Below are 14404 nucleotides of genomic sequence, written 5' to 3'. Positions count from 1 at the left end.
CTAATAATTTTTTAAAATTCCCTAAAAGTAAGTTATAATATGTTCAAAATAATGATGAAAAAGTAGGGATAGTTTGTTAGAAGTTTATATCGACGGTGCTAGTGCTGGAAATCCGGGACCAAGTGGCATTGGCATCTTTATAAAAGGTGAAGGTCATCACATTAAAATAAGTGAATACATCGGTGAAACAAATAATCACATTGCTGAATTTACTGCCTTACAACGTGGGTTAGAAGAAGCATTGAAATTAGGTTCTTCCTTTATTTCCGTTCGGTCCGATTCAAAAATTGTTGTATCTTCTATTGAAAAACAATATGTGAAAAATGAGCAATATAAACCATTTTTAGAAAAATCCCTTCAGCTATCAGAACAATTTGACTTATTTTTTATCAAATGGATTCCAGATAACGAAAATAAAGCAGCAGATGCTTTAGCCCGCGAAGCCATTTTAAAGGCAAAATAATTGTCATCTTATTATGTTCAATTTTCCACCTTCAATAAACGATTCATGAAAAACTGTTTTTTGTATATGCTATGCAAATCAAGCTAAAATGAACAGGTTAAAAGGCTTTCAAGCAAGTAAAAGTTGCTTAAAAGCCTTTTCAATTAAGGTTGTGTAATATGGGACTGTTCTACTTTGTTTAATAAAGCACCAATAGCACCTGTAAAACCACAATCATCTAAAAAAACAGGTTTATGTTTTTTCAATATTGTATAGTTGGAAATAACTTCTTTTAAATGATCATTATTCGTTAAAGTTGACCCGATATAAATAATTTCATTTGCTTTTTTCTCTTCAGCAAATTGAATGCTCAACGTCGTAATCACTTCTCCGACTAACCCTTGAATAGTCGCTAATAAGTCATTTGTTTCATATTTCGTATCTTTTAAAATACTAACATTCCCAAAATTACTTGCTGTTAAATGTCCTTCAATAGGGGGCTCCATTCCTTGGAAAATATCTTTTACAAACAAATCAATATTTTCCCGACTACCTAAAGCTGCATTTGAAGTAATTTCATTGAAATCCGAAACACCGGTCATAATCGTTGAAAGGCCCGTTAATGTACCTCCACCAATGCCCGTACCTCCGACTCGAATATGGCTATAACCTTCCATATAGTGGATAGAAGTACCTGTACCAATGTTTGAAATAATGGCATTTTCAATGTCATACCCATTTTTATTTAATAAATATTTAACACCTTTGAAAGTAGCTTCAAACTCAACTAAATATTGAATGGATTTCATTGTTTTTAACACGTTCAATAATTGTTTTGTACGGCCACCCGTTAACCCAATTTCTTCTATATGAGGATGATTTTCAAGCCAATTTTTTACTTTTGAAAAATCATTGGACGGAAATATTTCAAAATCCATTTCATTTTGCTCATTAATATAAGCTAATTTTGTTAAAGTTCCCCCTGCATCAATACCAATTACATTTTGCATAAAAGTTCTCCTTTATTTTCTCCCTTTTTAAACTTTAACTGTCTTATTACTATTGTGCAATGATTTTATCTTATTTCAATTCAATGATTTTACAAAATTGGATTTTTAAGAAAAAACCTCTAGGCACTAGTTTATATATCCACTTTTTCTTTTACAAATAAATTTCTTTTCTCAAATTCTGCTATAATTTCTTTTTCATATTTCCCTATCAACTGTTGAAGTTTCATTTCATAAGTTGTAACAGTTAACTGACTAATCGTAAATTCATTTACAGCCTCTTCTTTTTGAAGTAAATGTTGTAACGTCATAACTTCTGTTTTTGGAAATACAACATGATGTAGCCGATTAATTTTCCCTAGTTGTTTTAAACCACTGCGAGTAATTAATACTTTATCCTGTATATCTTCCATAACCATTTTTAAAAAAGTTTCGACCTCAGCATTTGGTTGGATAATTGTACGATGAATCGTTTCGATTTCCCCGTCTTCCAATTCCCTTTGTTCTTCTTTTATATCAAAAAATAGTTGTTTATGAATTGTTTTAACAGATTGCACATCTATAAAAGTTGGCCATACTCGACCTGAGATATATGAAAGATAAAGTTCATACATTTCTTCCTGTTGTCGAAATTCACTTAATATTAAACCAAACTCATCGGTTTTATGTTTTTCAATTAGTTCTTCACCATTTACCTCTTTAAAAACTTGAAATAAACTAATCGCATCAGCTAAAGCACGATGGTTTATATCTGAAGTAATGTCATATGTCTCTAATAATTTTTTTAGACTTGGTTGCTCTTTCAGTTGAAATTCAATCATATATTTTTGTTGAAAATCAACAATTGGATATAAAAAACGAACATCCATATGATTTCGTATTAGCTCCTCCTCTAAAACTTTTCGATCAAATTCACCGAAGGTTACGATAACCGAATTTCCTTCACACCACTGGATGAATTTAGGCATGACCTTTTTAAATGAGGGAGCATTTAATATTTGTCCCGTCGTAATGCCTGTTAGTTTTTGAATATGGGAGTTTAACTTTTTAAATTTATACGGTTGAATTAGCTGCGAAAAACGTTCAATCGTTCCATCTGGCAACCATTTAATTGCACCGATTTCAATAATGTGTTGTTTGCCACGGATTAATGTAGCCTCTACATCGACAAAAATGTAAGTATTTTTACGCACCATCATTCCACCTTTAACTGTTAGAGAAACACAATTGAGCACATATGGAAAGATAAATAACGATGTTATACTATATTGATATATTTAAAATCCCATTATCTATTTCAATATTAATATTGCTTCTCTCTTGTAATTTCTATTATTTATTGTAACGAAATTTTATAATACTGACATAACAATGTCACAAAGACATTATAACACCTATAAAAGTAGAATATAATAACTTTTAATTGGAGAAACGTTATCATACAGAAATTAATTTCATGTAAAAAATTAGAGTTTCTATTTCTCAATTGAAGAAATTTAATGTAACATAATATAGATGTATGTGATGAACGGAGGAACATGTGAATGAATGACAAAGAACTCCTAAAAGATGCAATGCGAGTATTAAAGGAAACGAGTCGGACTTTTTATATTCCAATTACATTTTTACAAAAAGAGTTGAAAACGGCTGTTGCTACTGCTTATTTAATGATGCGTGCAATCGATGAAATTGAAGATAATGAACATGCAGAAGTATCAAACGAATTAAAATACGCCATGTTGGCAGATGTTAGTGTCTTGTTAAAAGAGAAAACTTTTAATGAGGAAAAATATTTAGAAATTCTTCGTCCTGTAAAAGATTTTATGCCCGAGGTTACTTTACGACTTGCCGATTGGATTCGTTTAATTCCCGCAGGAGCTGAACAAATCGTAAAAGATGCAACGAGTGAAATGGCAGATGGCATGGGGAAATGGTCTAAATCTAATTTCCAAGTTCGTACGAAAGAAGACTTAGATGAATATACATATTATGTAGCTGGACTAGTAGGCGTCATGCTTTCAGAACTTTGGGAATGGAATGCAGGGATAAAAACGGATCGGGAATTAGCTATTGGATACGGTCGCGGTCTACAATTAGTAAACATTTTACGTAACCAACAGGAAGATATGGAAGAGCGGGGTGTAAGCTTCGTTCCAGAAGGTTGGACACGTAATGATTTATTTGCATATGCTGAAGAAAATTTAGAAAAAGCCGATTTATATATGAAAGATATTCATAAACGATCTATTCTTTTGTTCTGCCGACTGCCCCTTGCATTAGCCCATAAAACGTTAAAGGCAATGAAAAATGGCCAAGAAAAAATGACAAGAGAAGAAGTAGAACGAACTGTAAAAGAAGTTCAAGCTGACTAATTAAAATGCCCTAGACGTAAACGTTTAGGGCATTTTTTTAATTGCTGTTTTGTAAATATTGTTGTCTTTGATCTATCGGCACCATATTACCACCAGTTGACCAAATAAGATGGGTCGCTTGTTCCATTTTATCGGATAATTGATTACGTTCGATATATTGCTGCCCATTTTTAAATAAGGCGATGGGACCGTAAATCCCTGCATGGGCAGAAGGTTCTGCAAAAATTTGTTCCATTTCATTTAACCGTCGTAAGCTTTGAAATAAGAAAGATTCATCCACAGTATAGCAACCGCTAATGATTGGCTCCATTACTTTCCCAACAAATTTCGAAGCCCTTCCTACTGCTAATCCATCTGCTTCGGTTTTATTCGTTAGACCAATGTCAGCAACAGAGATTTCATCATGTAAACCTGTCATCATACCGATTAACATACAAGGAGATTGCAGTGGTTCACCAAAAAATATATGTACATGTTCCCCATAAAGTTGCTTTAATCCATAGGCAACTCCACCAGGACCTCCCCCTACTCCACAAGGTATATAAACAAATAGGGGATGATTTGCATCGACTTTAATATTAGCATCCGCTAATTGTTTTTCTAACCTTAAGGCTGCAACGGCATAACCAGCAAATAAATCCTGTGAATTTTCATCGTCGATAAAATGACACTTTAGATCTAGCTCTGCTTGTTTTCTACCTTGTTCCACTGCTTTACTATAATCAGACATATATTCAATGACTTCTACACCTTTTTGACGAAGTAATTGTTTTTTCCATTCCTTCGCATCAGCAGACATATGTACGGTTACTTGGAAGCCTAGCTTCGCTCCTATAATACCGATGCTTAACCCTAAGTTCCCAGTTGAACCGACTGCGATTTTATACTGGTTAAAAAATGTTCGGAAAGATTCAGAATGAAAAATGGAATAATCATCTTCTAGACGAATCATTTGATTTTCTAAAGCAAGTTGTTCGGCAAATTTTAATACTTCGTAAATACCACCTCTCGCTTTAATCGAGCCAGAAATAGGTAAGGCATGGTCACACTTTAACAATAGTTTCCCCTGTATGCTAACATCACCACTCTTTTGTAACCAATGTCTAAAATTCGATATGTTTTTAATATCCGATTCAATAATACCGTTACAGTATTCAGTTTCAGGAAAGGCTATTTTTAAATAAGACGAAAAGCGTTTAAGCCTTTGTTCTGCATCTAATACTTTATGAAAAGAAAAAGATTCTACTTTTTTATCACGGGCTTCAAACGGATTAAGCCACAAAACCTTTTTCAGAGAAGCGATTTTCTTCAGTAAAGGATGTTGTTGATATAATTGATTTATTTGTTTATTTTCCCTCACCGATTTCCTTCCCCCTTTACTAATACAGCTTTTTCACATATTCGTTGAAAGGAATTTTTAAAGTTTAAATTATTTTGTTCTGTCCTTTTTTTCGGTCCTTTTGTTCTTCCACCTGCACGCCTTAATTTTGCATTTTCATAACGGATAGCAAGCAACTGATCAATATTTTCTGACGTCATTTCTCGACCGTTTTGATCAACAACAAAGGCACCCTTAGCTATACACATTGCTGCAAGGCCATAGTCTTGAGTAATAACAATATCATGTTTATTGATTGCGTTTACCAATTTAAAGTCTACGGAATCCGGTCCTTTTGGTACTATAATTGTCATCGCATTTTCCCTTTCAATCCGATGGGAAGTATCACAGAATAAAATCGGTTTAATATCGTATTGAGATGCGACAGTTAGCGCTAAATCAATAACTGGACATGCATCAGCATCAATTAGTAATTGTAAAATCTCTAATCCCCTCCTATAATAAATCATTTTACATTGATTCCTTACATTATATTCTATCTAAATTAACAAATTAAATGTTCGAATTTTCGCTCAATAGATATTCATATTGAAAAGTTTATGGTACAATTTATTTCGACTACCGGAATAAGGGAGGAAAAGGAATGTTAAAAAGAAGCGAAGTTAAATTAGAAGAAACTTGGGATCTATCCCATCTTTTCGAAACAGAACAAGCCTTTGAAGAAGCAATGAAAAACGTTCTAAAAGTATCCAATCAAATTGAAGAAGAATTTAAAGGGAAAATCGATAGTGCAAAAAAAGTTACCTTAGTTCTAACAGCTTACCAAAATTTATATGAAAAAATGGTCCCTATTTCAACCTATGCAAGTCTTTCATTAAGTGAAGATCAAACAAATGATGAAGCACAAATGCGTTCAGCTAAAGTAGGGCAAAATTATTCAAAAGTTCGCGCTCAACTTTCTTTCATTACAAGTGAACTTCTTCAATTGAATGAAGACGTTTTAATGGAGGCTAAAAAGTTAGCACCTCAATTTGAACATTACATTGATGACGTGTTACGTCAAAAACCTTATCAATTGCATCCAGAAGCAGAAAAAGCTTTAGCCGCTTTCGGTTCTACCTTTGACGGACCTTATGAACTATATAATACGACGAAATTAGTAGATATGAAGTTTGATAATTTCGAAGTAAATGGGGAAAGTTATCCACTTAGCTACAATTCCTTTGAAGGAGATTGGGAATTAGAAAGTGATACAGCCATTCGCCGCGCTGCATTTGAAGCCTTCTCTACTAAGTTACGTGATTATCAACATACGACAGCTAAAACGTATGACAACCATTTAAAAATTGAAAAAACAGATGCTGATTTGCGTGGTTTCGATTCCGTTTTTGATGCCCTCCTTTTTGATCAAAAGGTTGACCGCGAACTTTATAATCGCCAAATTGATTTAATTACAACAGAGTTAGCTCCACATATGCGTCGTTATGCAAAGCTATTACAAAAAGTACATGGATTAGAGAAAATGACGTTTGCAGATTTAAAAATTTCTTTAGACCCGACATATGAACCAAAAATTTCAATTGAAGAATCGCGCCAATATATGCTCGACGGTTTAGCCGTTATGGGGGAAGATTATCAAAACATGTTAAACCGTGCCTTTGATGAGCGTTGGATTGACTTTGCTCAAAATCAAGGAAAGTCAACGGGTGCCTTCTGTTCAAGCCCATATGGGTATCATCCATACATTTTAATTTCATGGACGAGCCGTATGAACGAAGTGTTTGTCTTAGCCCACGAATTAGGTCATGCGGGCCATTTCTATTTAGCCCATGGCGAACAAAACATTTTCAATTCAAGACCATCTTTATACTTTATCGAAGCACCATCTACAATGAATGAAATGTTAATGGCCAATCATTTACTTGCAAATTCAAATGATCCTCGCTTTAAACGTTGGGTTATTTCAACAATTATTGCCCGTACTTACTATCATAATTTCGTTACCCATTTACTTGAGGCTGCTTACCAACGTAAAGTTTACGAAATCATCGATGAAGGTGGTAGTGTAAATGCATCGATTTTAAATCAAATTAAACGCAACGTATTAGAAGATTTCTGGGGAGACGCTGTTGAAATTACTGAAGGTGCAGAGCTTACTTGGATGCGCCAACCACATTATTATATGGGCTTATATCCATACACTTACTCAGCTGGACTAACTATCGCTACTCAAGTTTCTCAGCGCATTCTTCAAGAAGGAGAGACAGCTGTACAAGATTGGATCAATGTATTGAAAACTGGTGGAACAAAAACTCCAGTAGAACTTGCTAAAATGGCAGGAGTCGATATTACGACAGATCAACCATTAAAAGATACAATCGCATTTATCGGTTCTTTAATAGACCAGCTTGAACAATTAACAAATGAAATAGTAGAAGAAACAAAGGCATAAGAGGAAAAGGACTACACTGATCTATTTGAAAAAATAGATCATGTAGCCCTTTTTTTAAATTACTAATTCGCTATTTAATGACTGTTTATATAAAATAGATACACCGGTTTGAATAGCTGTTTTTCCAACCGCTTTTGCTACCACTTGAGCTACCCGTTCATCCATCGATTTTGGAATAATAAAGTCTTCACTTAACTCTTCATCTGATACTAATGAAGCAATTGCTTCTACTGCAGCTAACTTCATTTCTTCATTAATCGCCGTAGCTCTTACATCTAAAGCACCTCTAAATATTCCTGGGAAAGCTAACATATTATTTACTTGATTTGGATAATCTGAACGTCCTGTTCCAATAACACGAACCCCCCAAGCCTTTGCATTTTCATAGGTGATTTCTGGATTTGGATTTGCCAAGGCAAATACGATGGAATCAGACTTCATTGATTGTATATGCTCTTTCGTCAATAAATTAGCTACAGAAACACCAATAAATACATCCGCTCCAATTAATGCATCACTAAGACTACCTTGTAAATTTTCAGGATTTGTTAAATGGGCAATTTTATCTTTCATTGGATTCATTCCAGTTGGTCGACCACTATAAATAATACCCTTCGTATCACAAATAACAACATTGTTAAATCCTAAATGTAATAAAATACGTAAAATAGCAATTCCAGCAGCTCCTGCCCCATTAATGACAATTTTCATATGATCCATTTTTTTGCCCACTAACTTCATTGCATTCAACAAACCAGCACCTACCACAATTGCTGTTCCGTGTTGATCATCATGGAATACTGGAATATTACATTCATTCCGTAACCGTTCTTCAATTTCAAAACAGCGAGGAGCTGAAATATCTTCTAAGTTAATTGCACCAAAAGTTGGAGCAATTAATTTTACCGTTTGAACAATTTCATCAACATCCTTTGTATTTAAGCAAATTGGTACTGCATCTACATTACTAAACCTTTTTAGCAACAATGCTTTTCCTTCCATAACCGGTAATGCAGCCTCTGGTCCGATATCACCTAATCCTAATACTGCTGTACCATCTGTTACAACCGCTACAAGATTTCCTTTCATTGTGTAGTCATATACAGTGGACGGATCTTGTTGGATTGCTAAACATGGTGCTGCAACCCCTGGTGAATAAGCTAAACTTAAATCGTACGTATCCTTCAAAGGTACTTTCGAAACAATCTCCATTTTCCCCTTATGTTGACCGTGCATTTCAATTGATTTTTTCATTAAATCCAAAATACCCACCCTTTCCAAATTCCAATTTGGTTTATATAGTTTTGAATAATATCGCTTTAACAAAACAGAGTCAACAAAAAATAGCGAAAAATTACAAATCAAATTGACAAAACGTTATTATTGCAACATTTATGCCATTTACTCATTTTTTCACAACCACAATTTCAAACGTATTTTTCAATATTTTTATTTTATTAATATAATATTTGCAACCCCTTACTTTTTATAAAACTCTATTTCGTTGAATGCCATTGTGTGAAATAAAACACGTATTACTTTTTCAATCGTAATATGAAATCTTTCACAATGTCTTCTGTTCAAAATTTCACAAAAGCAACCCATCAGTTCACAATTTCGTCACATATTACAGTCAGACTTCATGCCTATTATTTATTTAGAATGATGCATTTTTTCCATTTAATCCAAAATGTTGTGGTCATTTTATTTAAATAACCATAAAAAACAGCACTCTTTAACAAAGAGTGCTGTTGAATAAAAATTGTGCTATTCATTTACACGTTCGATAACCTACTGAATAAAAGGCGCCATGATAAATAGGAAAACAGAAAGGGAGATAAGAGAACAACTTACCTTTTTGGAAAGTTTTATTTTCCCTTCCCCATCATAAAAACCTGAAAATTGAAGTTTATTTCTATACAATACGAAGAGCAATATGAAAATGGCTATTCCGACTAAAAAAACACCATTTGTATTCGTAATATCTACAGAAAATAATCGATAAATAATAGTCATCATGGCACTCATTATACTTCCGAGAATGAATGATATCACTAAAATTCGAATTAATTCTAAAATTACTTTCAAAATGTCATTTCTCCTTTTTAATAAGCGACATAATTGTACAACGCTTCATAAAGATGATTTGTCCAATAAGAACTTAGTTATTGTCACCCGTTTCAATATCGTATTGTGTAATCCAGTCACTGTAACTACCGACATATAACTTTAAGTCATCGTATCCTAAATCAGCTAACACGGCATATAAAGGTGATGCCGTTACCCCCGAACCACAATAAACTACAATTTGTTCATCCTTTTGTACTTGCTGTTGTAATAATTCGTTCCCACGAAGGAATGTTCCTTCTTTCAACTGTTCCCAGTCAAAATTTTTCGCAGTCGGAATATGGCCAGCTACTTTATCAATCGTCTCTGTTTCGCCTAAATAACGCACCCTCGCCCGCGCGTCTAAAAGAATCGCTTTGTCAACACCATCTACGATCCTTTTCACATCTTGTCTTGTTGCATAGATGGAATCGTTCCAAGTAATTGAAAGCTGCGTCGGTGGAAAAACAGAAACTTCCGCTGATGATTGCCAACCTGCTTCAATTAAGGCATCATAGCCCCCATTTACAATAAAAACATTTGGGAAATTTGCATATTTTAACATCCACCATGCCCGGGCAGCAAAGGGAGCACCGCCTTGGTCATAAACATAAATGGTATCTTCATAATTTAACCCAGATGTTTCAAATAAATTTTGTAGTTTTTCTTTTGACGGCATCGGATGACGCCCTTCTGTTTTTATCATATCGGATAAATCCCGTTCTAAATCCCAGAAAAGCGCCCCCTCTATATGAGCCTGTTCAAACACCTTTTGCCCCCAAAGTTTATCTTGCAAATTAAAACGCGTATCGATAAATCGTCCCTTTGTAACCTTTGAAGCATCAATAAACACATTCCCCATCTACTTTACCTCCGTCTTTTGTAATTCCGAATAAATCGTTTTCCAAGACGCTAATCGGCTTTCTTCTTGTAGTAATAGACGTTCTGTTTCAATTTGATTTAACGCTTGTTTCAATAAATGATCGTTTAATTCCTTCGTTTTTAAATCAATTAATTGGGCAGCCCATTGCAAAATTTGTTCTTTTTCATAATCTAAGTAACTTTGCGCATCTGGTTTCGTTAACTCCTCTAAAGCTGCTTTCAATTGTTCCTTCTCATTTTTCTCAAAGAAGGATTTTGCATTTTTAAAGTAAGATTTTACCGATGCATATTTTTTCTCGTCGTCAAACGGTCCTTTAAAATCTAACAAACTTGGTTCTTCGGACTCAAAGGAAATAAAGGAGAAGCTTGGGTTTAACTCTTTTAATGACCTTACTTCATCTTTGAATCGTTCTTGAATACGTTTTTGTATAAATTGGGCTAAACGGAAATTTGTCACCCGTAGTTCTTGGGCAAAATCAAATCTTAGAGCATGGATCGTCTCCTTTAACGCTTGTTCTAGCGCAGCTTGTGCTGGTTTAGATGAAAATGCTGAAGGATTGTACGCTTCTCTAAAGAAATCAGGATATCGATAATAAACGCGTTGCATAACGTAGTAAAGAAGTTCATCCAACTCTTGCTTCATATCGCTTTTTAACATGCTAGTAGAAGCACTACTATACGTTTTTTCTATATGCTGTTCCAGCTCTTCTAATTCTTTTAATCGCTCATCTTTTCGCTTTAAATTTTCTTCCGTCTGAGCAATTAAGTCAAATAGTCGTTGCTGTGTTTTTTCAACTTCCTCGTGCAATGCTTGTACCGCAATAGAGGCCAATTCTTCATTTAAGAAGTGATGGAACGATTCTTCAAACGGTTCCATACCTGAATGGAGATCGGTACCTTCCACTTTTTCCTTTAAGGCAAGTAAACTTGAAACACCAAATAATTTAGGGAATCGAATGCCAAATCGTTGAAGTTCTGTTTTAACATAATTTTTTACGTCCTCTTCTTCTTCTTTCGTAGAAGCAAGATCAATGGCGTTTACAATAAAGAACATTTTATCTAATTCAAAGGCATCCTTCACACGACCTAATTGAATTAAAAACTCCCGGTCAGCTTTTGCAAAGGCATGATTGTAATACGTAATGAACAAAATAGCATCTGCATTACGAATATAGTCAAAGGCTACTCCCGTATGGCGAGCATTTATCGAGTCTGCTCCTGGTGTATCAACAAGGGTAACACCCATACGAGTTAATGGACTATCATAATAAAAATCAATATTATCAACAAAGCATGAACGACTCTCTTCCGCAACAAAACGCTCGAACTCTTCCCGGTCTACACGTAAAGTTTGACCTAATTGGGATTCGTACGTTTTGAAACCGTGGGCAAAAGCACGGATAAAAGATTTGTGTACATTAAGACGTTCATCGGTTAATTGTACTGCAACGCCTTCTTCTGCCCGTTCAAATGCTTCTTGTAAAGAATGAATCGACATACCGATAGCTTCATAAGAACTACGGATATCTTCTAGTAACTGTTCTGCTGTTTTCAATTGAACATCTGCCGTTTCATGAAGATGTTCATTCGTTACAGGGCGAATTTTATTAATCGCCGCTGTCGTTGGATTTGGTGACACAGGTAATACTTTAGCCCCCATTAACGCATTGGAGAAACTCGATTTACCCGCACTAAATGCACCGAATAAGGCGATTGTAAAATCCTTTTTCTCTAAACGTTCAACCTTCTTCATTAAAAATTGAGCAACTTCTTCAAAGCCGTCAACTTTTTTCACTGCATTGGCTGTTCGAATCGCAGCTTGAATGACTTCACCGCTTTTTTCATTATAATGGGCTGTTTGTTGTACTGAATCCGTTTCTTCTTCCGTTTTGGACTCCTTAACAACGAGCATTGAAGGATCGAATGGTCGAATGTCTTTCAATGACTGCTCATAACTCTCCTGCCATGCTTTGTATTGGTTTGATGCTCCATTACGCGTATCTTTCGTTGCAGTTTTAATTTCTTTTTCAGCAAACTGTTTTTGTTCATCAACTTTTATTATCGATTGAATCGCTTCTACTTTTTCTTCTAACACTTTTAACTTTGCCTTTACTGGGGCAGAAAGTTGTTTAGAGGCATCTGCCAATACATCCTTTTGTTGATCTCTCCAAATTTCCGTTGCTTCAATGAAATATCTTTTCGTTGCTTCCGCTACTCGGTTAGCAAAGTTTAGAACGGCATCACCAGTTACTAACGAATCCTTTTTAACCTGTTGTTCAATTAAAGAAAATGGAACATCAAAGGACATCGAATCGATGTTGCTAGCCCGTTCATCTGTCAATACGCCAACATCTTTTAATGATTGTTTCATTAAATTTTTTAAATGGCCAATAATTTGGGATTGTAAAATGACTTTATATTGCTCGTATACGTCTTGAATTCGGCGATTTCGTTCTTCTTCCGTTTTCTTCTTGGCAGAAAATAGACCACCCACTTTAAATCCTTGTTGAGTACTTTCAAGATACAACCGTAATTTCTCGCGGAAGTCAGCTGGGATAATAGCCGCATTCGAAAGTAATTCTTTACTTTTCTCTTTAAAGGATTCGTTCCAATTTTCAATGGAAAATAATTCTGTTTGAAGCTTTAATTTTTCGTATTGTTCCAAAATATCCTGATGATTTTCCCATTCTTCATCACTTAAAACATTTTCAGATTCGGTCAATAACTGTTGTTTTTCTTCCTCTAAATAATAGATATGTTCATTTTGTAATTTTAATAAAGTATTTTCCGCGGTAACAATCAACTGTTCTTTCCAATCTTTCATCGAATCTATCACGATTTTTTTCACCGTTTCAAAATCGTTATGAGGATGTTCAAAATCCCGCAATGAAGTGAAAAAGATCCCTTTAGGTTCAACGCCCCACGCTGCAAAGGATTGATGAACGGACTGTTTAAAGTCTTCAAAGGAAAGTTCATAATCTTTATGTTTATCTATTTGGTTAACAATTAAATATACATTTGGATTGTATTTCATTAATTGCTTTGTAAATTGGAAATTCAACTCGGATTGAACATGGTTATAATCCATCGTATAGAAAACGACATCGGCAATATGGAGTGCTGACTCTGTCGACATGGCATGGGCATCATCGGTAGAGTCGACTCCTGGGGTGTCCATTACAGTGACCCCTAAAGGTAATGTGGAATCACGATGGCCAATTTCAATTTGGGATACGAGCTCACCGTTTTTACTTAACTCTTTAACCGTTTTAAAGTCATAACCTGCTTCAAATTTCACCGGTTTTTCATGATGCATATATACAATGGCATAATCTTCTTCCGATTTATGCACTTTGACGATATTTGCACTAGTAGGAATAGGACTTGCTGCTAATATGTCTTCACCTGATAACGCATTGATCATACTGGATTTCCCTGCTGAAAAATGACCAGCAAATCCAATAACATATTCCTTTTGTAACAGTTTACGGGCGAATAAATGAAGTTTTTCCATCCGTTCTGTATCTTCATTTTTTTTATAAATTATGTATTGTACAGCGGATTGCTGTAATAAATTTTCAATTTTTTCATCAAAAGAACTCATGCAAATAAATGCCCCTTTGTCTCATTTTTGTCACAATTATATACTATCATAATAAAAAAGACAAAATTCGCTAAAGAAATGAACAGAAAGGGAATTTTTTTGACATAAAAGGGAAGGAATTAAAAAATAATGATGATTGTTGGGGAATTAATAGGTAAAAAAGAATGTTTTATGATTTAATCGTTCTTTTTAGTACATAA

At 34.6% G+C, this 14404-nt stretch carries 11 protein-coding genes; 3 read left to right on the top strand and 8 right to left on the bottom strand.

The genetic code is table 11. The annotated features are described in order from the left end of the window. Nucleotides 1–73 precede the first annotated feature (73 nt). Nucleotides 74–463 carry a ribonuclease HI family protein gene (locus tag ACH0B5_RS01890; protein ID WP_122970956.1) on the top strand — a complete coding sequence of 130 codons (390 nt, stop codon included), beginning with the start codon at nt 74–76 and terminating at the stop codon, nt 461–463. 143 nt (nt 464–606) lie between these two features. Here the strand turns inward: ACH0B5_RS01890 and coaW are convergent, their stop codons facing one another. After that, nucleotides 607–1452 carry a type II pantothenate kinase gene (gene coaW / locus ACH0B5_RS01885; RefSeq protein WP_122970955.1) on the bottom strand — a complete coding sequence of 282 codons (846 nt, stop codon included), beginning with the start codon at nt 1450–1452 and terminating at the stop codon, nt 607–609. 131 nt (nt 1453–1583) lie between these two features. Further along, nucleotides 1584–2642 carry a 3'-5' exonuclease gene (locus ACH0B5_RS01880; protein ID WP_406927323.1) on the bottom strand — a complete coding sequence of 353 codons (1059 nt, stop codon included), beginning with the start codon at nt 2640–2642 and terminating at the stop codon, nt 1584–1586. A gap of 351 nt (nt 2643–2993) precedes the next feature. Here ACH0B5_RS01880 and ACH0B5_RS01875 point away from each other — a divergent pair, with 351 nt between their 5' ends. Then, complete coding sequence (locus tag ACH0B5_RS01875) at nt 2994–3821, top strand: squalene/phytoene synthase family protein (RefSeq protein WP_122970953.1); 828 nt, start codon at nt 2994–2996, stop codon at nt 3819–3821. A gap of 37 nt (nt 3822–3858) precedes the next feature. Here the strand turns inward: ACH0B5_RS01875 and ACH0B5_RS01870 are convergent, their stop codons facing one another. Continuing rightward, nucleotides 3859–5181: a D-serine ammonia-lyase gene (locus ACH0B5_RS01870; protein ID WP_122970952.1), complete on the bottom strand. Its 1323-nt coding sequence runs from the start codon at nt 5179–5181 to the stop codon at nt 3859–3861. Then, nucleotides 5178–5669, bottom strand: a complete 492-nt coding sequence (locus tag ACH0B5_RS01865; RefSeq protein WP_122970951.1) for a YaiI/YqxD family protein — start codon at nt 5667–5669, stop codon at nt 5178–5180. The genes ACH0B5_RS01870 and ACH0B5_RS01865 overlap by 4 nt, the downstream gene beginning before the upstream one ends. Before the next feature lie 134 nt (nt 5670–5803). Between ACH0B5_RS01865 and pepF the strand changes: the two genes are divergently transcribed. Beyond that, the gene (gene pepF, locus ACH0B5_RS01860) at nt 5804–7612 is read left to right on the top strand and encodes an oligoendopeptidase F (protein WP_122970950.1); all 1809 of its coding nucleotides are present in this window, start codon (nt 5804–5806) and stop codon (nt 7610–7612) included. A 54-nt stretch (nt 7613–7666) separates the two neighbouring features. Here pepF and ACH0B5_RS01855 read toward each other — a convergent pair whose 3' ends face one another. The 4 genes from ACH0B5_RS01855 to ACH0B5_RS01840 all read right to left on the bottom strand — a co-directional run bounded on the left by ACH0B5_RS01855 (nt 7667) and on the right by ACH0B5_RS01840 (nt 14204). After that, complete coding sequence (locus ACH0B5_RS01855) at nt 7667–8875, bottom strand: NAD(P)-dependent malic enzyme (RefSeq protein ID WP_122970949.1); 1209 nt, start codon at nt 8873–8875, stop codon at nt 7667–7669. Between the two features lie 528 nt (nt 8876–9403). Continuing rightward, nucleotides 9404–9700, bottom strand: a complete 297-nt coding sequence (locus ACH0B5_RS01850; RefSeq protein WP_341362012.1) for a hypothetical protein — start codon at nt 9698–9700, stop codon at nt 9404–9406. Between the two features lie 73 nt (nt 9701–9773). Next, on the bottom strand, nt 9774–10580 hold the full coding sequence (locus ACH0B5_RS01845; RefSeq protein WP_122970947.1) for a sulfurtransferase: 807 nt from the start codon (nt 10578–10580) through the stop codon (nt 9774–9776). Continuing rightward, nucleotides 10581–14204, bottom strand: a complete 3624-nt coding sequence (locus ACH0B5_RS01840; protein WP_341362011.1) for a dynamin family protein — start codon at nt 14202–14204, stop codon at nt 10581–10583. Nucleotides 14205–14404 lie beyond the last annotated feature (200 nt).

The organism is Ureibacillus sp. 179-F W5.1 NHS (assembly GCF_045369345.1).
GTDB lineage: Bacteria > Bacillota > Bacilli > Bacillales_A > Planococcaceae > Ureibacillus > Ureibacillus halotolerans.
Note: the sequence above shows the minus strand (reverse complement) of the source record. Positions and strands in the feature narration are given on the sequence as shown.

Coding starts and splice junctions, on each gene's coding strand:
- coaW (WP_122970955.1), bottom strand. CDS start 1,452: ATGCAAAATGTAATTGGTATTGATGCAGGGGGAACTTTAACAAAATTA.
- ACH0B5_RS01875 (WP_122970953.1), top strand. CDS start 2,994: ATGAATGACAAAGAACTCCTAAAAGATGCAATGCGAGTATTAAAGGAA.
- ACH0B5_RS01865 (WP_122970951.1), bottom strand. CDS start 5,669: ATGATTTATTATAGGAGGGGATTAGAGATTTTACAATTACTAATTGAT.
- pepF (WP_122970950.1), top strand. CDS start 5,804: ATGTTAAAAAGAAGCGAAGTTAAATTAGAAGAAACTTGGGATCTATCC.
- ACH0B5_RS01845 (WP_122970947.1), bottom strand. CDS start 10,580: ATGGGGAATGTGTTTATTGATGCTTCAAAGGTTACAAAGGGACGATTT.
- ACH0B5_RS01840 (WP_341362011.1), bottom strand. CDS start 14,204: ATGAGTTCTTTTGATGAAAAAATTGAAAATTTATTACAGCAATCCGCT.